This is a genomic window from Nonomuraea bangladeshensis, assembly GCF_039529455.1.
GTDB classification, from domain to species: domain Bacteria; phylum Actinomycetota; class Actinomycetes; order Streptosporangiales; family Streptosporangiaceae; genus Nonomuraea; species Nonomuraea bangladeshensis.
This window is the reverse complement of sequence record NZ_BAAAMV010000013.1, coordinates 97,725-119,335: the sequence shown is the minus strand read 5'-3', so window position 1 is coordinate 119,335 and position 21,611 is coordinate 97,725. Positions and strand designations below refer to the sequence as shown.

Genomic DNA, 21,611 nt, shown 5'->3' with positions numbered 1-21,611 from the left:
ATGCTACCGCCCGGCACACGATTTCAGGGGGCGACGTGAGCATTCTCCATGGGTCGTCGATGTTGATCACCGGGGGCACGGGGTCGTTCGGAAAGGCCTTCATCCGCCACGCGCTCGACTCGGTCGGGGTGCGGCGCCTGGTGGTCTTCTCCCGCGACGAGCTCAAGCAGTACGAAGTGCGCCGGCTCTTCGCCGACGACGAGCGGCTGCGCTGGTTCATCGGCGACGTCCGCGACCGCGACCGGCTGACCAGGGCCATGCACGGCGTCGACCACGTCGTGCACGCCGCCGCGCTCAAGCAGGTCGACACGGCCGAGTACAACCCGTTCGAATACGTCCGCACCAACATCGCCGGCTCCCAGAACGTGGTGGAGGCCGCCATCGACTGCGGCGTGCGCAAGGTGGTGGCGCTCTCCACCGACAAGGCCTCCAGCCCGATCAACCTCTACGGGGCCACCAAGCTGGTCGCCGACAAGCTGTTCGTCTCCGCCAACCACTACGCCGCCGCCCACGAGACCCGCTTCTCCGTGGTCCGCTACGGCAACGTCGTGGGCAGCAGGGGCTCGGTGATCCCGCTCTTCCAGCGCCTCGCCGAGCAGGGCGACAGCCTGCCGATCACCGACAAGCGCATGACCCGGTTCTGGATCACCCTCGACCAGGCCGTCCGGTTCGTCGTCGACTCCTTCGAGCTGATGCAGGGCGGCGAGCTCTACGTCCCGCGCATCCCCAGCATGCGCATCACCGACCTCGCCGAGGCGCTGGCGCCGCAGAGCCCCCTCTACGAGATCGGCATCCGGCCCGGCGAGAAGCTGCACGAGGAGATGATCGGCCCCGACGACGGCCGCCGCACGCTGCGGCTGGCCGACCGCTACGTCGTGCAGCCCACGATCGCCACTTGGGGCTACCGCCCGCCGCAGAGCGGGGAGCTGCTGCCCGAGGGGTTCGCCTACCGCTCCGACACCAACGACCAGTGGCTCACCGTCGACGACCTGCGCGACATGGTGACCGGCTGATGCTCCCCTACGGACGGCACTCCGTCGAAGAGAGCGACGTGGCGGCGGTGACCACCGTGCTGCGCGGCGACTGGCTGACCACCGGGCCCGCGGTGGCCGCGTTCGAGGCCGAGCTGGCGCGCTGGACCGGCGGCGTGCCCTGCGTGGCGGTCACCTCCGGCACGGCCGCGCTGCACGTCGCCTACGTCGCGGCGGGCGTGCGGCCGGGCGACGAGGTCATCACCACGCCGCTGACGTTCGTGGCGACGGCGGCCACGGCCGCGCTGCTCGGCGCGCGGGTGCGCTTCGCCGACGTGCAGCCCGACACCGGCAACCTCGATCCCGACGCGGTGACCGCGCTCGTCACCGGCCGCACGCGCGCGGTCACCGCCGTCGACTACGCGGGCCATCCCGCCGACTACGACCAGCTCAGGGAGGTCGCCGAGCGGGCCGGGGCGCGGCTGATCGCCGACTCGGCCCACTCGCTGGGCGCCTCCTACAAGGACCAGCCGGTGGGGACGCTCGCCGACCTGACGACGTTCTCGTTCTTCCCCACCAAGACCGTGACCACGGCCGAGGGCGGCGCGGTCGCCGCGGCCGACCCCGAGCTGCGGCTGCGGGCCGCCCGCTTCATGAACCACGGACTCGTACGCGAGCCGGCCGCGCAGCGCGATCCCGGCGTGGGCGGCTGGCACCAGGAGGTGCACGCGTTCGGGCTCAACTACCGGCTGCCCGACGTGCTGTGCGCGCTCGGCGTCAGCCAGCTCCGGCGGCTGGCCCGCTTCCGCGAGCGCCGCGCCGAGCTGGTGGCCCGCTACAACGTGCTGCTGCGCGACGTACCCGGGCTCACGCTGCCCGCGCGGCGCGCGTACGTGTCGCCGAGCTGGCACCTCTACCCCGTGCGCGTCCGGCACGGGCGGCGGCGCGAGGTCTACGACCGCATGCGGGCGGCCGGCATCGGCGTGCAGGTCAACTACATCCCGGTCTACTGGCATCCGGTGTTCGAGGATCTCGGCTACCGGCGGGGCATGTGCCCGGCCGCCGAGGCCTACTACGCCGAGGAGCTGTCGCTGCCGCTCTTCCCCGACCTGACCGACGCCGAGCAGGACCACGTGGTCGACACGCTGGCCGCGATCCTGCGTTAGCCGTTCCGGCTAGCGCTCGGCGAGGAGCAGGCAGCCGTCCTCGCTCCGGTCCACCAGGAAACGCCGGTCGGCCACCAGGGCGACCGGCCGCTGCCCGGTGCGCACCAGCGGGCGCAGCGCCTTGCCCTGGTCGATCACGACCTCCCACCACGACTCCTGGCCCACGCTCTCGTCGAGGTCGGCGAGCGGCACCCTCGCGTGGAAGTCCTGCCCGGCGAGCGCCACCGGGAAGTACATCTCCTCGCCGTCGCTCCTGCGGCGCAGCCGCAGCACCGGCTCGCCGTCGCCGACGTCGGCCAGCTCCCCCGAGAACACCAGGTCGCCGCCGTCCACCCGGCACTCGCCGATGATCACCTCGGCCAGGCGCAGCCGCAGACCCCAGGCCCCCCGCGCGGTGCGGACCGGCACCACCCACACGCCCGACGCGCGGCGCGGGGCGGGGACGCCGGGCGGCAGCCAGCGCGGCCCGGCCACCCGGCCCTCCAGCCGCAGCCCGTGCCCCCTGAGCTGCAGGCGCAGGTCCCACTGGCCGCGCCGGGTGAGCTGGGCGGCCGAGAGCGCGGCCGGGTCGAAGGCGAAGGCGAACGGGAACACGTGCTGCGGCAGCCGCACCCCTTCCTCCTCCTCGACGCTCTCCCAGACGGGCGCGGACTCCTGGTCCGACAGCCGTACGCGCTCGCCGGTGCGGCGCTCCTCCAGCCACACGCGCACGCGCGCCCGGCGCACCACGCCGACGTCGAAGCTGCCGACACCGACCCGGCCCTCGCCCACCAGGACGCCGCGCCGCCAGCCGAGCTCCACCAGGCGGGCGGCGAGGCCCAGCTCCTCGGAGACATCCGACAGGCCGCGCGGCAGCCAGGGATGCCAGGCGTGCCAGCGCCTGCGCAGGACCCCTGCCCGCCGTACCGGTGGCCGCAGCCGGCCGTCGCGGGCCTGCCCGTGCACGTCGCCCAGCTCGGGCAGGCGGTGCCCGCGCAGGAGGTGGAGCCGCAGCCGGTGCGCGAACGGCACGCTCAGCCACGCCTCACGGGACACGCCGTCGAGGTAGCGGACGATCAGCTCGACCAGCTCGGGATCCGCTTCGGCGCCCATCCCGGCCACGGCCTCGGCGGCCACCCCCATGTCGATGTCCATGGTGTCGCGGTCGAAGGCGGGTTTCAGCCGGGGAGCGCGGCGGGCCAGCAGGTCGGCGGTCTCCAGCACCGACAGCAGGCGGTCGCGCAGATTGCCCGCCTCCAAGCTGCGCTGGGTGATCGAGGTGCCCGGCTCGTCGCGCTCGCGCCAGTGGTAGACGACCCTCGCGAGGACGTCCACCGAGCGCGCGCCGACGTGGGCGGCCATGGCGACGGGCTGGTCCTCGTACATGCGCTCGGGGAAGCTCAGCCCCAGCCGGTCCCAGAAGGAGCGGCGGTAGACCTTGTTCCACAACATCCGGTCGCGGATCAGCAGCGGGTGGCGGGTGATGTGGGTGCGCCGCCTCGGCTTGGCGAACGCCTCCCGGTGCGCCCAGGACGGGACCAGCAGGTTGCGGTGCAGGCGCATGACGTTGCCGCAGGCCAGGTCCGAGCCGGTGGCCTCCAGCGAGGCGACCATCCGCTGGAACGCCTCACGCGGGACCGTGTCGTCGCCGTCCACGAACGCCAGGTAGCGGCCCGTCGCCCGGGCGAGGCCGACGTTGCGGGCCCGGCCCACGCCCTGGTTGGCCTGGATGACGAGGGAGATGCGCGGGTCCTCGGCCTGCCTGGCGCGTACGACGTCGGGTCCGTGGTCGTCGCTGCCGTCGTCGACGCAGATCACCTCCAGGTCATCCAGGGTCTGGGCGCGGATGGAGTCCAGGCAGGGGCCGATGTACTTCTCGACGTTGTGGAACGGGACGATCACCGAGAGAACCGGCACGTGTACTCCTCGTCGTCGCTGCGTCATCTGTCGTCGTCTGGGTCTGTCGGGCGGTCCGGGCCTGTCGGGTGGTCCGGGCCTGTCGGGTGGTCCGGGCCTGTCGGGTGGTCCGGGCCTGTCGGGTGGTCCGGGTCGTCTTGTCGTCTCAGCCGGACAGCAGGCGGATGACCTTCTTGGCGACCCGGCGTGGCCGGGCCAGACGGCGCGAGAGCCGGTAGCCGAGCGTGCGCCGGTAGGCGGTCGCCTTCCGCTGGGTCCTGCGCAGCTTCCCCTTGGCGCGTATCAGCTCGCGTTCCCGGTAGGAGAGCTTGGTCTCCAGCCGCGCGATCCTGGCCAGGGCCGCGGTGAGCTGATCCGCGAGACGGTCGCGGGCGCCCAGCAGGTCGCGGTACGTCGGCGCGTGCCCGGCCGGCTCCGCCGGCTGCCCCAGCTCGGCGTCCAGCTTGCGGGCACGGTCGAGGTCGCCCGGGTCGCAGGAGCGGCCCGCCATGCCGCACAGCGTCAGCGTGAGCTCGTCGGCGTCGAGCGGCCACGGCCACGGGTGGTGGTGGCCGGCGGCCTGGAGGCGTACGGCGAACCGCAGCAGGATCCGGCACAGCACGATCCGGGGATCGGGCGGGACCGCCGGGCCCTGGAGGTCGCCTATGGGGGCGAACCGGGCGCCGTCGTACACCAGGCTGTCGGTCGCCGCCGCCGCGTCGCCGCTGTCCTCCACCCAGTCCGCGAGGGCGGTCAGCAGCTCGCGGACGGTCGCGGTGTCCTCGCGGGCGCACGCCTCGACGAGGATCTCCTCCAGGACGCGGCCGGCGGGGATGGGACGTTCGCCGCCGTCGGGGAGGCGTCTGAGGCCGGTGTGGGTGAGCTCGTACAGGGTGCCGCCCTCCTGGACGAGGCCGAGGGGCAGCGCCGGGTACGAGCGCTCGTCGGCGTCGCTCCGCTCCTTGGTGAGCAGCGGGGACCGTACGGTGACGGCGAGCCACGCCGGGGCCAGCTCCTCGCCCAGGCGGTGCCTGAACACCAGGCGGGTCAGGCGCAGCGGGTCCGCCACCAGCATGCGGTCACCGTCCCTGGCGCCCAGCGGGAACGCCAGCGCGTCCGGCAGGTCGAAGGCCAGCGCCTCGCGGGCGAGCAGCGCGCGCGGCGCCTGCCGCGCCGGATAGGCCGCGTAGCAGCGCTGCACGCTCAGCCCCGCCGACTCCAGCGCGGCGTCCAGCGCTCCCGGGCCGCTGGGATAGCTGGGGTCGAAACCGTGCGGCGCCCACTGGTCGTCACCGCCGTCGCGGTCGGCCGGGCGCGCCTCCAGGATGCGGTCCACGCCCAGGTCGTTGTGCACGCCGAGCACGAGCCTCCCGCCGGGCGCGACCAGGGCCGACAGTGCGTCGAGCGACTCGGCCCAGGACGCGGCCGGGGCCTCGGCGGAATGCGTCCGCAGCAGGCCGTCGAGCGCCAGCACGAGATCGTACGGCTCGTCGGCGGCGAACGCCTCCAGCCGGCCGCAGAAGACGTCCAGGGCGGGGTGGCGTTCGGCGAGGGCGCAGGCGTCAGGATAGGACCGCACCAGCACAGCCACCCGCCCCGCCAAGGGGGTGAGGGTTGTCTCGTCCACCGACAGCGCAACTTGGGCGGTTGACGCCTCCCCCAGCAGGCCGGGCTGGGCAGTCAGCGCCTCCCCCGTCAGCCCGGCCTTGGCTGTCAGCGCCTCCCCCGTCAACCCGGCTGTCGGTGCCTCTCCGGTCAGCCCGGCTCGGGCGGTTGGCGCCTCCCCCGTCAGCCCGGCTTGGGCGACCACCTCGTCCACCACCGTCTCCGGGTGCGGTCCGACCAGCAGCACCTTGCCGCTCGCCGGCACCATCCGCCTGATCAGCTCAAGTGCCGCCCCTCGCCAGTCGGTGACGCCGCCGGACATGTCGGCCATATCCGACCACAGCAGCATCTCCCCCCCGACCAACCGGACGTTCTCGGGTGCCTCGTTCACGCGTACCGCACCCGCTTCCATCCGAACATGCGCCGTAGCTCCTCCGGTGTCGCCTGATACTCGAATCCCAGCTCCCGCCCCGCCACCTCGGCCGCCAGCCCCGGATCGACACGCACGCCGTGCAACTCGGGCCAGAGCCGCATCCGGCGCGCGGTGCCGCCATATTCGGGACGTTCGTCCTCGTACTGCATGGGGTCCCCGTACACCGCGACCTCGCAGCCCACGGACGCGCCGTAGAACAGCGCGCTGCCGAGCCGATTGGAGGCCACCCTGCGGTGACGCCGCAGCTGGATCAGCTGCTTGCGCAGGAAGTCGCGACCCTTGCTGTCCCAGCGGGAGCCGCGCTCACCATGACAAATAACCCGAAATCCCCGCGATTCATACGCCTGCCGGATGTCCAGGTTTGCGAATTCCAACCAGTAAAGGCAGACCGTTACCGGCCCTGTCTCGACATCTCGGATTTCGGCGGCGAGCCGGTCGTGATCGCCCCTGACGGAGCTCTTCTCCCAGCCATGGAAGGGATACCAGATCGTACCCTCGCGTTTTGTGGTGACGCCCAGTTCGGCCTCCAGATGGAGGAGGTAGATCCAGGGCGCGCCGATGAGGTAGTGCCCCCTGCGGCCCATCGACCAGCCTCGCCGGCGCAGCACGTCAGACCATACGAAACGCGGATAACCCGGGCTGCACCAGTGGTCGTTCGGCGGGAATCCGTGCAGATAGTTCCATCCATGCTGAAGGAAACCCTGGATGCGTTTCGGCGTTTCGTCCGGCATCTCACAGTATCTGCCGAGTATGCGCGAGTGCCCGTACCAGTGATTGGATTCGTCCATCATTCCCCCGTAGCGGTTGGCGCGCCCCATGCGACATTCCCAGCCCCGAACATGCCTCACTCGCCGTTATACGGTTCCATTACTCCCGGCGGGGCCTTGGTTTCTCCGGACCCGAAAGTGCCGCTACACTCGGTCGTGGCCTGAGAACAGAGAGTTAGCGAGTGATCATGAGCCATCTCGACCGGTTGCGGGCCGTCTTCCGCAGATCTCTCAACCTTCCCGCCGACGCACCCGTCGACGACCTCGAATACCGCGCCATCCAGCAGTGGGACTCGCTGGCTCACATGGCGCTGGTCGCCGCGATGGAGGACGAGTTCTCCATCATGATCGACACCGACGAGATGATCGACATGAGCTCGTTCGCCGCGGCGGCCGGGCTCCTCGAAAAGCACGGCATCGGCACCGCCGCCGTCTGAGCGCACCTCCGGGCATCGCATCGGGGTTCATGCAGACGCGCCGAAGGCACACGCAGGCGTCGGGGGACGCCGCGACGCACTTCGCGACGCACAACGACTCACCTCCGGTCCACCGGGGGTGTCATAGACCGGGCCAGCCATCGTCCGAGCCATTGGGGGCGGCATGACAACGGACCAGGCAGCGTCTACCGCACACGGGAGGGCGCGATGACACCGGACCCAGGACCGGGCACAGCACCGGACGCAGCGCCGGAGCCAGTGCCAGGCGCAGTACCGGCCGCAGCACCAGATCCAGCACCGGACTCAGCATCAGGCTCAGGACTGGGCGGGGCGCCGGGCGCAGCATCGCACTCAGGACTGGGCGCAACATCGGACCCTGGGCCGGTCTCGAGGCCGGATGCAACATCGCACTCAGGACCGGGCGCAACGCCGGACTCAGGACCGGGCTCAAGGCCGAACGCAACATCGGACTCAGCGCCACCGAGCCCAGGGCCGAGCACAACATCAGACTCCGCGCCGGACCCAGCGCTCGGCCGGGAGGCGGCCAGGCGCCGCAACCTCACGCCACCGTCCAGGGGCATCGGCGACACCACGGCGACACCGCATGGCGGCAACGCCGCCGCCGACGCTCCGGCAGCCCATTCCCAGAGCGCCCCTCCCACCGAGGCGTCCTCTCCACACGCCCACACCACCGACGCAGCCTCCGCACACGGCTCCACCGCCCAGGCAACCTCTCCGCAGGGCTCCGCCACCGCTGAGGCAACCTCTCCACAGGACCCCACCGCCGAGCCGACCCCTTCCGGTGGTCACGTCATCACACCGGCGTCTCCCAGCGGACCCTGCACCGGAGCGGAGCTCACAGGCGGCCCAGCAGGCAACGTCACTTCCCCGTACGAGTTCACGACCGAAGCGGCGTTCCTGGGCGAGCCCACCACCGCGCCGGCTTCCGCCGGTGCCCCCAGCGCGTACGCCGTCGAAGCGCCGTCTCCTGGCGGTCCTACCCCTGCGGCGCCTTCTGCTGAAGGCGAAGCAGCGGCCGTCCCGCGACCAGAGCAAAGCCGCAACAGCCCCGCAGGAGCGACGGCCGCCCCCAGCCCGCACACCACCGGCACCGCCATGGACTACGCAACCGCGTGGACCGGCCTGGGCACCCGCCGCACAACAGCCGAACCCTCCTCCGGCCGCTACGCGGATCGGACCATGAGCCTGGCCACCGCCTCCCCCCGCGTCGTCCTCATCACCGGCTCGACGACCGGGATCGGCCGCGCGACAGCAGCCCGGCTGGCCGCCCACGGCGACCGCGTCGTGCTCCACGGCCGCGACGAGGAATGCGCAGAGAAGGCCGCCGCCGAGGTGGCGGCGCAGACCGGCGGCCTGACGGACGCCGTCCACGGCGACGTCGCCGATCCCACCCTCATCTCGGCGATGATGCGGCGGATCCACCAGCGCCATGGCCGCCTGGACGCGCTCGTCGTCAACGCCGGCATCCACGCCGCCGGTCTCCTCGGCATGGTCCGCACCGAGACGGTCGGCCGCCTCTTCGAGATCAACGCGATCGGCGCGACCCACACGCTGCAGGCGGCGCTGAGGCTCCTGCGACGCGGGACCTCTCCATCGGTCGTCCTCGTCTCCTCGGTCATGGGCCGCGCGGGCGGCCCGGGGCAGGCCGTCTACTCTGCCTCCAAGGCGGCGCTCATCGGCCTCACCCTCGCCGCCGCCAAGGAGCTGGGTCGCTCCGGGATCAGGGTCAACGCCGTGGCCCCTGGTTACATCCAGACCGACATGCTGTCCACGCTCGAGCCCGACGCCCGTACCGCCACGATCGCCGCCACGCCGCTCGGCCGCCTCGGCCGTCCTGATGACGTCGCGAGCGCTGTGGCGTTCCTGCTCTCCCCCGACGCCGACTTCATCACCGGCCAGGTCCTCGGCGTGGACGGCGGTCTGGTGCCATGACAGGAAACGACCAGCTCAACGGCCAGCGGGACGGCGGGTCCAACGACGAGCAGCCGCTCCAACCAGCAGAAGGGAAGCCGCCCCAGCCGCCGACACCGTCGCATCTGGGCCCTTCCGCGGGGTCAGCGGCGTCGAAGGCGCCAACGACCTCTCCAGCAGGCCAGATCACCTCGAAGACGGCATCCCGACCGTCGGCAAGACCGGGCACCCCGAAAGCAGCAGCCGTTCCCTCGGCAGGGCTGGGTGCTCCGAAGCCGGTGGCCACTCCCTCAGCAGGGCCGGGTGCTCCCAAACCAGCAGCCACTCCCTCAGCAGGGCCAGGTGCTCCCAAACCAGCAGCCACTCCCTCAGCAGGGCCAGGTGCTCCCAAGCCGGCGGCTGTTCCCTCGGCAGGGCCGGGTGCTCAGAAGCCGGCAGCCGTTCCTCCGACAGGGCCAGGTGCTCCGAGAGCGGCAGCCGTCCCCCCGGCCCAGCCGGTGCCGGCGAAGGCGGTCGGCACGCCGACGACGGGGTTGATCGCCACCGGGACAGCAGCCGCCCCATCAACGAAGCTCGGGCCAAAGCCAGAGTCGGAGTCGGAGTCGGAGTCGCGTACAGGGGCGAGGATTTCGGAGATGGGAGATGTCCCGGGAGTTGCCGAGGGAGGGGTTTTTCCGCATCCTGAGGCGCGGGTGATCATCGCCGGGGAGGGGGTGGTGCTCGGAGCCGGTGAGCTGGAACGGCGGATCGTGCGGACAGTCGAGATCCTGGCACGGCTGCGGCCCGGCCCGCTGTTCTGCGGGATGCGCAACAACCTCGCCTCGGTGCTCCGCTACCTGGCCGCGTTCCGTTCCGGGCGGCCGGTGGCGCTGCTGGATCCCGACCTGTCGCCGGGCACGCTCGCGGAGCTGGCGGCGCGGTTCCGGCCCGCGGCGCTGCTCGGGTTCACGCACGCGGCCGACGGCTCGTCACCGGCCCGCCGCGACACGCCCGAGCCACATCCCGACCTCGCCGTCCTCCTCGCCACCTCGGGTTCCACCGGCAATCCCAAGCTCGTACGCCTGTCCCGCCAGGCCGTCCTCGCCAACGCCGCCGGCATCGCCGCCGCCCTGTCGATCACCCCGGACGAGGTCGCGCCCACGAGCCTGCCGCTGCACTACAGCTACGGGCTCTCGGTGCTCAACAGTCATCTGGCGGCGGGCGCGACCGTGATGCTCACGGAGGCGGGGCTGCTGGAGCGATCGTTCTGGGCCCATCTGGACGCGCACCACTGCACGTCCCTGGCCGCCGTCCCCTATCAGTACGAGATGCTCCGCCGCCTGCGCTACGACCGTGCCGAGCATCCGTCCATCGCCACGCTCACGCAGGCCGGCGGGCGGCTCGCTCCGGAGGTCGTCACCGAGTTCGCGGCGAAGGCGGACCGGTTCTTCGTGATGTACGGGCAGACGGAGGCCACGGCCCGCATCGCCGTCCTGCCTCCGGACCGGCTGGCCGACAAGCTCGGTTCGGTGGGGCGGGCCGTGCCCGGCGGGCGGCTGGAGATCGACGGCGACGGCGAGGTCGTCTACCACGGGCCCAACGTCATGATGGGCTACGCGGAGACCGCCGCCGACCTGGCCCGCGGGGACGACCTCGGCGGCGTCCTGCGCACCGGCGACCTCGGGCGGCTGGACGCGGAGGGCTTCCTCCACCTCACCGGGCGGCTCAAGCGCATCGCCAAGATCTTCGGCGTACGGGTCAACCTCGACGACGTTGAACGCCTGCTGCGCAACGCAGGCCCGGCCGCCGCCACCAGCGGCGACGACCGGGTGACGGTCTGGGCCGAAGGGCTGGACGCGGCCGGCTGCGCGGGGCTTGCCCGGCGGCTGGGGGCCGAGCTCCGGCTCCACTGGAGCGGCTTCGACGTACGTCCCATCGACCGCCTGCCCCTGCTCGCCACGGGAAAGGTCGACTACCGCTCCCTGGAAGGACGCACATGAACACGCCCGGAAGCCATGCGGCGCGGCCGGCCGTCAGGCGGTGGGGCCCGGTGAAAGCGAGGAGCTCGGGGTGAGCGTTTTCACGTTGCGCGAGGAGGAGCGGGAAGCTCGGCTCGTCAGGGAGCTGGCCGAGCTGACCGAACGGCATCGGGCGGCGTGCCCGCCGTACCAACGCATTCTTGACGCGATCGGGGCGCGGCCGCCGTACGAACGGCTGGTGGATCTGCCCTGGCTGCCGGTGCGGCTGTTCAAGACGCACGAGCTGCGCAGCGTTCCGCCGGAGCGGGTGTTCCGGGTGCTGACCTCCAGCGGCACCACCGGGCAGCGGCCGAGCCGGGTCTACCTCGACCGGGAGGCGGCGGCGGCGCAGACACGGATGCTCGCGGCGACGCTCAGGGAGGTGCTGGGCGAGCGGCGGCTGCCCATGCTGGTGGTCGACAGCAGGTCGGTCGTACGCGACGCGACGCTCAGCGCCCGCGGCGCGGGCGTGCTCGGGATGATGAACTTCGGCCGGGACCACACGTTCGTGCTGGACGAGCAGGGGCGGGTGGATGCCGAGGCGGCCAAGGCGTTCCTGGCGCGGCACGGTGGCGGGCGTTTCCTGGTGTTCGGGTTCACCTTCATGGTGTGGCTCTACCTGCTGGATCTGGGCCTGGATCTGTCGCAGGGGGTGCTGATCCACTCGGGTGGCTGGAAGCGGCTGGCTGAGCAGGCGGTGGACAACGCGGAGTTCCGGCGGCGACTGGGGGCGGAGTGCGGGCTCGTCCGGGTGCACAACTTCTACGGGATGGTCGAACAGATCGGGACGATTTTCCTTGAAGGGCCCGACGGGGACGGCCTCTACTGCCCGGACTTCGCCGATGTCGTGATCAGGGACCCGGAGACTTGGGAGGAGGCGCCACCCGGAGTGCCGGGGCTGGTCGAGGTGGTCAGCACGCTGCCCACGTCCTATCCGGGCCACGTGCTGCTCACCGAGGATCTGGGCGTGGTGCGCGGCGTCGATGACGGGGCCTGGCCGGGAAAACGGTTCGAGGTGCTGGGCCGACTGCCACAGGCCGAGGCACGCGGCTGCAGCGACACCTTCGGACAGGGCTGATGGCGAGCGGAACGCCGCCCACCGGAGAGAGGCCGGCGACCCGGGGCAAGGACGGGCGCCTCGGGGACGACGGTCAGGACGGCCGAGGCAGGAGCGGGCGCCTCGGCGACAGCGGCCAGGCAAGCTGGGGCAAGGACGGGTGCCTCGGGGACGACGACCGGGACATCCGGGACAAGAGCAGGCGCCGCAGTGACAACGGCCAGAACGACTGGGGCAAGGGCGGACGTCTCGGTGGGGACGACCGGGACTTCCGGGGTGAGTGCGGGTGCCTCGGTGGCGGCAGTCGGGACATCCGGAACGAGCTCTGGCGCATGAGACGGCTGGGACGGCGGTGGGAGTGGCTGGGGTGGCAGGGATGGCTGCGGTGATGTCGAGCGGGAGCGGGGGCTCGGGGCAGGGCGGTCGGGGACACTCCCGCCAGGTGCAGGTGTTGTTTCCCAGCGCGGGCGTCGTACCCCTGGTGGATGGGCGGTCGCGAGCGGAGGCCGGGGCCCGTGAGGGGGCTGTGTCTGTCGCCAGGGACGTGGGCCTTTGGGAGGGCGCGTCCCTCGGCGGCGAGGCTGGGGGTCCTCAGGACGTTGTGCCCGTTGAGGTGCTACTTGGTGGGTTGCGGGGTGGTGGGCTCGCGGTCGGGGATGAGCGGGTTCGGGGGTTTTTGGCGGCGTTCGGGAAGCGGTTGTTGCGGTCCGCGTCGGCGCGGCGGCATCCCGAGCTCGGGTCGCTCGGATTCTTCCTGCGGCCCAGCGAACTGACGCGCACCCTGGACTCGCTTAACGGCGAGCACGTACGGGTGCCGCGCGGGCTGGTCTTCCACATCCCGCCGGCGAACGTCGACACCGTCTTCGTCTACTCCTGGGCACTGTCCGCGCTCATGGGCAACCGCAACGTCGTACGGCTGTCGCCACGGGCCGGGGCGGTTGTCGGGGTGATCCTTGAGGCGTTGCACGAGGCGTCGACTGAGGCTGATCCCATCGTGGGCGAGACGCAGCGCATCGTCACCTATGACCGGTTGGATGAGGAGGTTACAGCGGCCTTGTCCGCGGCCTGCGATCTGCGGGTGGTGTGGGGCGGCGACCGTACGGTGCTGGACGTGCGGCGGCATCCGCTCACGCCGCATGCCCGGGAACTTGATTTTCCCGATCGGTCGTCGTTCGCGGTGGTACGGGCGGCGGCCTGGTTGTGCGCGGAACGGGCGGTTCGGGTGAACGTGGCCGAAGGGTTCGTCAACGACACCTACTGGTTCGACCAGGCCGCCTGCTCGTCGCCGCGGACGGTGTTCTGGGTGGGGGCGGAGCAGGACTGCGACGCGGCTCGGGCCGACTTCATCGATCACGTGGCACGGGTGCTCGATAGGCGCGGGTGGGGCGTGGAGCCGGGGATGGCCGTGGAGAAGCGGGTGGCCACGTACGGGCTGGCCGCCGACGGGGTGGCCGAGAGTGTGGAGTTCCGGGGGAACGCGCTGGCGAACGTGACCCTGGTGGAGGAGGCGGCGGTTCCGCGGCGGTGGTTGGGGGCCGGGACGTTCGTGCACTGCCGGCTCGGGGGGCTGGCGGAGCTGGGCGCGGTGGTGGAGCGGCGGGATCAGACGATGACGCACTTCGGGTTCGGGCGGGAGGAGTTGGAGGAGCTGGCGAGGGGGTTGGGCGGGCGGGGGGTTGATCGGATGGTGCCGGTGGGGAGTGCGCTCAGCTTTGGTCGGGTTTGGGATGGGGTTGATTTGCCGGTCGAGTTCACGCGGTTGGTGAGCGTCGTTCGGTGATGTTGCTGGGTGATGCGGTTGGGTGATGTTGCTGGGTGATGTTGCTGGGTGATGTTGCTGGGTGATGTTGCTGGGTGACGTCCCTTTGGCGACGTCCTTCGGCGCCGTCCCTCGGCGGCGTGTTGCGGTGACGTCGTTGGGCGACGTGCTTCTGATGACGTCTTTTGAGGCGACGTCCCCTGGGCAGCGCTTTGGCGACGTCCTTCGGTGACGTCGTTGGGCGAGGTCCTAAGGCAATGTCCTTGGCGACGTGCTCTTGAGACGTGCTTTACGTCCCTCCGTGAGAGGTGCCGGGTGGGCGGATGCGGGGTTGGGCCGCTCGGGATGTCGCGGGGCGACATGACAGGCAGGCGGTGCTCAGCTGAGGTGCTCAGGGTCGTGCCCACTGGCGGCGTCCGGTAGACGGTGACCGGCGCGGTACCTCATGGTCCGGCGGAGTGCCCGCCGTCCGGCGGGAGTGCCCCACGGTCCGGAGGAATGTCCGGCGGGTGTTCGGCGGTCGGCGGGTGTTCGGCGGTTGACGGTGTCCGGCGGTTGGCGGGGTGTCCGGTGCAGATGCCCCGCAGTCGGCTGCCCATGGACCGGCCTCCAGGTTGTCCAGCGGGCGGTGGTGCTTGAGCTGGCTGGCGGGCGGCGACTCTTGGGCTGGCCGGCGGGCGGTGGTGCCAGCGTGGCGGTGTCGGTCCAGTGATGCCGGTTCAGTGATGCCGGAGCGGTGCAAGCGCGGGGGCGTGCGGGGGGCGGAGAGTGGTGGGGGGTTTGGTGCGAGGTCCTCTGGTGCGGCGATTCGTCGGGTGGTTGCCTGCGCTGGCGGTGGGTGTCGGTGTGGTCGTGGTGTTTTTGTGCTGCGGGGTCTCCGTGCGGGACCTGGTCGTGTTCGGGGGGTACCTCGGCGGTGGGGTCGCGCTGCCGGGGGTGCTGTTGTGGCGGGCATTGACCGGTCACCGTGCGTGGGCGGGGTTGGAGGAGCTGGCGGCCGGGTTGGCGGTCGGGTATGCGGTCGAGGTGCTGGCCTACCTGCCGGCTCGGGCGGTTGGGATGCCGAGGTTGGTGCTGGTTCCGTCCGTGCTGGTGGTCGGGGCTTTCGTGGTGGTGCCCGGATTGCGGCGGTTCTGGAGGCACGTAGGGCGAGTGCGGGCGCGGGGGTGGTGCGGACGGGGGCGGATGTCCGGGCGATGCGGGCGCAAGTGGTACGGGCAGGAGCGGGTCCCCGGGTGGTGCAGGCGGGAGCGCGAGCGTGAGTCATGCGGACGGGAGCGGGAGTCCGGGTGGTGCGAGCGGGAGTGGTGCGGACGGGAGCGGGAGTCCGGGTGGTGGGGGCGGGAGTGGGTGTCTCGGTGGGGCGGGCGGGAGGGGGTGCCGGCGTGGTGTGGGTGGGCGTTGGGTGGGGTGGTTGGGTATTTGGTGGTGTGGAGTGCGTTGTTCCTGTATCGGGTGCCGGTTGGGAAGGCGTACGTGGATATGCCCTATCACCTGGCGCTGCTTGGGGAGGTCAAGCGGCAGGTGCCGCCCACGTTTCCGTCGGTGCTGGGTGAGGCGCTTCCCTATCACTGGTTCGTGTACGCCGAGATGGCGGCGACGAGCTGGGTGACCGGGATTGAGCCCGTCAGGTTGGTCTATCGGCTCTCCACGTTGCCGATGATGGCCGCCCTGGTGGTGCTGGTGGCGGCGGTGGGGCGGCGGGTGGGTGGGAGCTGGGCGGCCGGGGTGGCGGCGGTCGGGGTCACGTACTTCCTGTTCGGGCCCGTGTTGCAGGACGGTGTGGTGTTCACGACGCGGTCGATGTTCACGGCCTGGGCCAGTCCTACGCAGACGTTCGGGGCGCTGCTTTTCGCGCCTGTGGTGTTGTTGCTGGTGAGTGGGGTGCGGGGGCGGGGTTGGGTGGTGCTGGTGCTGCTGGTGGCGGTGCTGGCGGGGGCCAAGGCGACGTTTCTGCCGGTGTTGCTGGCCGGGGCGGTGCTGGTGGCGGGGGTTCGGTGGGTGGTGGAGCGGCGGGTGCCGGGGCGGTGGCTGGGGGTGGCGGGGCTCGCGCTCGGGGGGCTGGTGGTGGCGCAGGCGGTGGTGTTCGGGAGGGGGACTCAGGGGATGGAGGTCGCGCCTTTCGCGACTATGCGGGTGTTGTGGGGGGTTGTGACCGGGGTTGCTCAGGGCGAGTCGGCGGTGCTTCCGGCAGGGGCGGGGGCGGGGGCGGTGTGGGTTTTTGGGGGGCTGGCGGCGGTGCAGTTGTTCTGTTTTGCGTGTGTGTGGGGTGGAGTGACTGGGCTGGGGTGGCGGCGGATGGTGGAGCCGGATGTTCTGCTGCTGGTGGGGATGGGGGGTGCGGGGGTCGGGGCGGTTCTGGTGCTGGGGCATCCGGCGGGGTCGCAGTTGTACTTCCTGGAGAGTGTTCGGCCTTATCTGTCGGTTGCGGCGGTTTGTGGGGTGGTGGTGGCTGGGCGGGCTTGGGCGGGTGAGGGGAGGTTGGTTGCTCGGGTGGTGGGCGCGGCGGTGGCCCTGGGCGCGGGGGTGGCGGTGGTGGTCGCCGGAGGGCAGGAGCTGTTGCGCGGGTCCGTGCGGATCGAGGCGGATCTAGGTGGGTTGATGTGGGTGGTGGGGCCCTACTTGGTGGTGGCGGCTTTTGTGGTGCTGGTTGTGGTCACGGTGCTGGGGGCCACCACCGTGGGACGGAGGAGGCCTGTTGTACCCGGCCCGGTGTTGGTGGTGGTGGGGGTGATGGCTGGGTACGGGGTGCCGGCGTCGGCGGTCGAGGTCGTTCGGCATGTGGTGCCTGATGAGGGGCGGCGGGAGCGGGTGGTGCCGCGTGGTGGGCGGGAGGCGGCACGGTGGTTGCGGGAGCACTCGCGGGTCGATGACGTCGTCGCGACCGATCTGCACTGTCGTCCGGTCGTCGCGCCGGGGTGCGACAGCAGGCATTACTGGGTGACGGGGTTCAGTGAGCGGCGGGTGCTCGTGGAGGGGTGGGCGTATGCCGAGAGCACGTTGTCTCGGGCCAGGGAATACGGCGGGTCGTACCTGAGCGTGCCCTTCGCGGATGCGGCGCGGCTCGCGGCCAACGACGCGGTGTTCGCGGCGCCGACGCGGGAGAACGTCCAGCGGCTCGCCGGCGAGTACGGGGTCCGGTGGCTTTTCACCAGGGTCAATCCACGGCTCGACGGCTATGCCGTTCTGCGCTTCCGTAACAGGGCGTTCTCCGTGTACGAGCTTCCCGCCGGGTAAAAGGATGCTCCCCTTCGGGGCATGCGCGCAGAAAATGCGCCCGCCCCGCGAGGGGCCCCAGCAGCATTTCCCTGAACGACGGCCACCCTAGGCGAAGGATCGGGGAGCTCGATGGACACGCGTGCCGCCATGCAGCCGACCTTCCGCGTCCTGGACGCGGCGGCCCGTCCGGCGAGCGTCGACATCGTCATCCCCGTGCTCAACGAGGAACGCGCCCTTCCTGGCTGCGTCCGTACGCTGGTGGCCTTCCTCGACGGAGGGTTCCCGCTCCCGTGGCGGATCACGATCGTGGACAACGGCAGCACCGACGCCACCTGGCCGGTCGCGACGGCGCTGGCCGGCGAGTACGACCGCGTCCACGCGCGCAGGATCGACGTGCGCGGCCGGGGCGCGGCGCTGCGGGCGGCCTGGCGGGAGAGCCAGGCCGACATCGTGGCGTACATGGACGTGGATCTGTCCACGGACCTCGGTGCGCTGTTCCCGCTGGTCGCGGCGGTGGCCAGCGGGCATTCCGAGATCGCGATCGGCACCCGGCTGGGCCGTGGCGCGCGCATCCGCCGCTCGGTACGCCGGGAGGTGATCTCGCGCGGGTACAACGCGCTGCTCAGGCACGGGTTCCGGGCGGGGTTCAGCGACGCGCAGTGCGGGTTCAAGGCGGCGAGGGCCCGCGTGGTGCGGCCGCTGATGGACAAGGTCGAGGACGACGGCTGGTTCTTCGACACCGAGTTGCTGCTGCTCGCCGAGCACAACGGGCTGCGCGTGCACGAGGTGCCGGTGGACTGGGTGGAGGATCTGGACTCGCGGGTCCAGCTGGTTCGTACGGCGGTCGACGATCTGCGGGGCCTGGCCCGGGTGGCGTGGGCGATGGCGGCGGGGCGGGCGCGCGTTCCGGTGGTCCGGCCCGAGCTGGTGCCGTGCCATCCGGACGCGCTGCCGGCAAGTCCGCGGAGAGCGCGGTCGCGAGAAGAGCGGTCGCGAGCAGGACGCCTCCAGGGAGGACGCCTCCAGGGAGGGTGGTCGCGAGCAGGACACTCCCAGGGAGGGCGGTCGCGAGGAGGGTGGCCGCCGGGCGGGGTGTTCGCCGGCTCGGTGCACGTGTTGTTCTCCGCCGTTCTCTATGCAATGGTTTATTGGCCGATGCGGGATTTCCAGGAACCCGCTACGGCGGCCACGTGCGCGCTTGTCCTGGCTGGCACCGCCGGCGCCGTGCTCAGTTTCCGCACGGCGCTGTTCTTCGCCGTGAATCTCGCGCTCACCGTGGCCCTCCTGCACACGCTGCCGCCACAGGCCGGGCGGATGGCCGAGGTGGGCGTGGTCGTCGCCGCGTACTGCCTGCTCATGGTGATCCGCGCCGCCACATCACCCCTCACGAGGAACTGAGAACATGGAGACCGAGGAGATCCGCCGGCTCATCGCGCTGGAGGACGCCCACTGGTGGTACCGCGAGCGCCGCGCGATCCTGCGCAGGGAGCTGCGCGAGCTGGGCCGGCCCGGAGTGGCGCTGGACATCGGCGCGGCGGGCGGAGGCAACACCCGGGTGCTCGCCGAGGCGGGCTGGGACGCGACCGCCACCGACACCGACGAGTCGGCTCTGGAGATGGCGCGGCAACGCGGGGTCCCGGCGGTCCGGGCGGACGCGCGGGCGCTGCCGTTCGGGTCGGGCAGCGTCGATCTGGTGACCGCGTTCGACGTGCTGGAGCACATCCGCGAGGACCACCTGGTCACCGAGGAGATCGCGAGGGTGCTGGCGCCCGGCGGGCACGTGCTGATCGCGGTGCCGTGCGACATGGCGCTGTGGTCGTCGCACGACGACGCGGTGGGGCACGTACGCCGCTACCGGCGGGAGTCGTTGACGACCGTGGTCGAGAAGGCCGGGCTGCGGGTGGACCGTGTCTGGAGCTGGAACGTGCTGCTGCGTCCCGTGGTCAAGTGGCATCGGCGGCGGTCGGTGGGAAGCGATCTGAGCAAGGTGCCGGCGTTGCTCAACGCGGGGTTGTCGGCGGTGATCCGGGCCGAGCGGTATCTGCCGGTCGGGTCGTTGCGCGGGGTGAGCCTGTTCCTGCGGGCCCGGCTCCAGCGCTGATCCAGCCGGTCCGTGAAGGGCGGGGGCGCGGGTGGGTCCGGTTGGCTCTAGGCTTGCGGTCGTGGTGACTCATGCCCTCCTCGCCGCCGCCCTGACCCTGTCGTCCGCCCCGGCCGCCGCCTCCGTCGCCGTCGAGTCGTCCGCCGAGGCGCGGGTGGACTGCGCCCGCGTGAAGTGCCTGGCGCTGACCTTCGACGACGGTCCCGGCGCGCAGACCCCCGCGCTGCTCAAGACGCTGCGCAAGGCGAACGCCAAGGCGACGTTCTTCCTGGTCGGCAAGCGGGTCGAAGAGCTGCCGAAGATCGCCAGGCAGACGCTGGCCGAGGGGCACGCGATCGGTGACCACACCTACTCGCACCAGTCGCTCAGGGCGTTGCTGGACGAGGAGATCAGCCAGGAGATCCGGGTCGGGCGGGACGCCATCCAGCAGGCCACGGGATACCGGCCGACGATGTTCCGCCCGCCGTACGGGCACACCGACGACCGCGTGCTGCGGATCGCCGACGAGGCCGGGATGTCGCAGATCATGTGGACCGGCACCACGCTCGACTGGTCGCTGCGCGACGCCCGCAAGATCACCGCGACCGTGCTCAAGCTGGCCAAGCGCGACGGCGTGATCCTCATGCACGACACGGTCCCGGCCACCGTCAAGGCCATGCCCGGCATTCTCAAGGAGCTGAAGAAGCAGGGCTACCATCTCGTGACGGTCCCGACGCTGGCCCGCGGCGGCGGCAAGGCGCTGGAGCCCGGAGTGAGCTACCCCTGACGACGCCCGACTCCCGGTTCCGATGGCGAGAATCATGGGGAGCGACGGCGCCCCGGCGGGCCTGACCCGGCCCCGGCGCCCCTGGCCGGCGCTCGCCACCTTCATCGTCGCCCAGGCGGGGCTCGCGTCCTGGTGGGCGGCCTACTACCCGGGTCTGTTCAGCCGTGACTCGGTGCTCTACCTCAGCCACACGATCGCCGGGCCCTGGGTGAGCGATCATTCGGTGCTCTACGACGCGCTGATGTGGCTGAGCTTCACGAGGACCGGTGACCTGGGCGCGGTCACGTTCGGGCAGACGACGGCCATGGCGGTGGCGCTGACGTTCCTGGCGCAGTCGCTGAAGGCGTTGGGGGCGCCGCGCCTGCTCACCACCGTGGTGGCGATGCTGATGCCGCTCGCGCCGCCCGTGGGGGCGTTCACGGTCACGTTGTGGAAGGACGTGCCGTTCACGATCTGCGCGGTGGCGATCGCGGGCGTGTGCGCGCGCTTCGCGGCGGCGCGGCGGGTGAGCGGGCCGGGGCTCGCCGGGCTGGCGGCGCTGACGCTGGCGCTCGGGCTGTTCCGGGCGAACGGCTTCCTCGTGGTGGGCGTGGCCGTGGCGGTGCTGGCCCTCGTCGTACGGGCCGGCCGGGTGCGGCTGCTGCTGGCCGGCGCGGTCGCGGCGGCGCTGCCGCTGGTGCTGACGAACGCGGTGTTCCCCCGGTTCGGGATCGTCGCCCCGTCCTCGACGTACGTCTACCACACGGCCTTCGGCGACGTCGCGGTGGCCTTCCGTGACCGGCCGAAGCTGTTCGGCGAGCGGGACCGGGCGCTGCTGGAGTCGGTGGCGCCGCTGGACCGCTGGTGGTGGGGCGGCACCTGCTCCACGGTCAACACGCTGATCTGGCGGGAGGACTTCAGCTGGCAGCAGGCCGACGCGCACGCCGCCGAGCTGCTCGCCCTGTGGCGGCGGCTGCTGGTCGAGGATCCCGGGCTGATGGTGGAGACCCGGCTGTGCCGGGGCGCGATCGCCTGGCGGCCGATGGGCGATCCGCTGCTGACGGGCGGGACGACGTACCGGCTGTCGCTGCGGCCGACCGCCGACACCTACGTCGGGCCCGGCAAGGTGACGGACTTTCCCGGGCGGTGGGTGTTCTCGCTGCGCCCGCTGTCGTACGAGCTGTACCAGGTGGCCGATCCCTGGCTGACGGGGTCGCTGGCCCCCGAGTACGACTGGGCGCTGTGGCGGGGGGCGTCGTGGGCGTACCTGTCGTACCTGGCGGTGGCGGCGGGGGCGCTGGCCGGGCGGAACCGGTACGTGCTGGGCGTCGCGGCCGTGGTCGCCGGGCAGCAGCTGGCGGTGCTGGCCAACATCTCGGCGCAGGACTTCCGCTACATGGCCGCCCCGATCCTCATCGGGGCGCTGCTGACGCCGCTGCTCCTCGGCAGCCTGTGGCGCCTGGCCCGCTTCCCGGATGCCGTCGACAGGTGCAAAAGGCTCATTTCTGGAAAGAAGACGGCTCCTTGAACTGGGCATAGAGGCGGGA

The 21,611-nt window shown here is 71.7% G+C and carries 15 protein-coding genes; 12 read left to right on the top strand and 3 right to left on the bottom strand.

Annotated elements, in window-relative coordinates; all coding sequences use genetic code 11:
* Nucleotides 1-35: 35 nt before the first annotated feature.
* The gene (gene pseB / locus ABD292_RS39660) at nucleotides 36-1,013 is read left to right on the top strand and encodes a UDP-N-acetylglucosamine 4,6-dehydratase (inverting) (RefSeq protein WP_344216820.1); all 978 of its coding nucleotides are present in this window, start codon (nucleotides 36-38) and stop codon (nucleotides 1,011-1,013) included.
* On the top strand, nucleotides 1,013-2,137 hold the full coding sequence (locus ABD292_RS39655) for a DegT/DnrJ/EryC1/StrS family aminotransferase (protein WP_344216818.1): 1,125 nt from the start codon (nucleotides 1,013-1,015) through the stop codon (nucleotides 2,135-2,137). Before pseB ends, ABD292_RS39655 begins: the two co-directional genes overlap by 1 nt.
* Nucleotides 2,138-2,146: 9 nt before the next feature.
* On the opposite strand, the gene ABD292_RS39650 is transcribed toward ABD292_RS39655, so the two are convergent.
* The 3 genes from ABD292_RS39650 to ABD292_RS39640 form a co-directional block, all read right to left on the bottom strand.
* The gene (locus tag ABD292_RS39650; protein ID WP_344216816.1) at nucleotides 2,147-4,033 is read right to left on the bottom strand and encodes a glycosyltransferase family 2 protein; all 1,887 of its coding nucleotides are present in this window, start codon (nucleotides 4,031-4,033) and stop codon (nucleotides 2,147-2,149) included.
* A gap of 145 nt (nucleotides 4,034-4,178) precedes the next feature.
* On the bottom strand, nucleotides 4,179-6,008 hold the full coding sequence (locus tag ABD292_RS39645) for a hypothetical protein (protein WP_344216814.1): 1,830 nt from the start codon (nucleotides 6,006-6,008) through the stop codon (nucleotides 4,179-4,181).
* Entirely contained in the window at nucleotides 6,005-6,868 is an 864-nt protein-coding gene (locus ABD292_RS39640; protein ID WP_344216812.1) for a hypothetical protein, read from the bottom strand. Before ABD292_RS39640 ends, ABD292_RS39645 begins: the two co-directional genes overlap by 4 nt.
* 137 nt (nucleotides 6,869-7,005) lie before the next feature.
* Between ABD292_RS39640 and ABD292_RS39635 the strand changes: the two genes are divergently transcribed.
* From ABD292_RS39635 to ABD292_RS39590, 10 genes are all read left to right on the top strand, one after another.
* Complete coding sequence (locus ABD292_RS39635; RefSeq protein ID WP_344216810.1) at nucleotides 7,006-7,254, top strand: acyl carrier protein; 249 nt, start codon at nucleotides 7,006-7,008, stop codon at nucleotides 7,252-7,254.
* Nucleotides 7,255-8,370: 1,116 nt separating this feature from the next.
* Nucleotides 8,371-9,207, top strand: a complete 837-nt coding sequence (locus tag ABD292_RS39630; protein ID WP_344216808.1) for an SDR family NAD(P)-dependent oxidoreductase — start codon at nucleotides 8,371-8,373, stop codon at nucleotides 9,205-9,207.
* Nucleotides 9,208-9,878: 671 nt separating this feature from the next.
* On the top strand, nucleotides 9,879-11,165 hold the full coding sequence (locus ABD292_RS39625) for an AMP-binding protein (RefSeq protein ID WP_344216806.1): 1,287 nt from the start codon (nucleotides 9,879-9,881) through the stop codon (nucleotides 11,163-11,165).
* Nucleotides 11,166-11,235: 70 nt separating this feature from the next.
* Nucleotides 11,236-12,261: a LuxE/PaaK family acyltransferase gene (locus ABD292_RS39620; protein ID WP_344216804.1), complete on the top strand. Its 1,026-nt coding sequence runs from the start codon at nucleotides 11,236-11,238 to the stop codon at nucleotides 12,259-12,261.
* Between the two features lie 679 nt (nucleotides 12,262-12,940).
* On the top strand, nucleotides 12,941-14,020 hold the full coding sequence (locus tag ABD292_RS39615) for an acyl-CoA reductase (RefSeq protein WP_344216802.1): 1,080 nt from the start codon (nucleotides 12,941-12,943) through the stop codon (nucleotides 14,018-14,020).
* A 1,461-nt stretch (nucleotides 14,021-15,481) separates the two neighbouring features.
* Nucleotides 15,482-17,236 carry a hypothetical protein gene (locus ABD292_RS39610; protein ID WP_344216800.1) on the top strand — a complete coding sequence of 585 codons (1,755 nt, stop codon included), beginning with the start codon at nucleotides 15,482-15,484 and terminating at the stop codon, nucleotides 17,234-17,236.
* A gap of 111 nt (nucleotides 17,237-17,347) precedes the next feature.
* Nucleotides 17,348-18,616: a glycosyltransferase gene (locus tag ABD292_RS39605; RefSeq protein ID WP_344216798.1), complete on the top strand. Its 1,269-nt coding sequence runs from the start codon at nucleotides 17,348-17,350 to the stop codon at nucleotides 18,614-18,616.
* Between the two features lie 4 nt (nucleotides 18,617-18,620).
* Nucleotides 18,621-19,319 carry a class I SAM-dependent methyltransferase gene (locus ABD292_RS39600; protein ID WP_344216796.1) on the top strand — a complete coding sequence of 233 codons (699 nt, stop codon included), beginning with the start codon at nucleotides 18,621-18,623 and terminating at the stop codon, nucleotides 19,317-19,319.
* A 61-nt stretch (nucleotides 19,320-19,380) separates the two neighbouring features.
* Entirely contained in the window at nucleotides 19,381-20,085 is a 705-nt protein-coding gene (locus ABD292_RS39595; protein ID WP_344216794.1) for a polysaccharide deacetylase family protein, read from the top strand.
* Between the two features lie 34 nt (nucleotides 20,086-20,119).
* Nucleotides 20,120-21,592, top strand: coding sequence for a hypothetical protein (locus ABD292_RS39590; RefSeq protein ID WP_344216792.1), 1,473 nt, complete (start codon nucleotides 20,120-20,122; stop codon nucleotides 21,590-21,592).
* Nucleotides 21,593-21,611 lie beyond the last annotated feature (19 nt).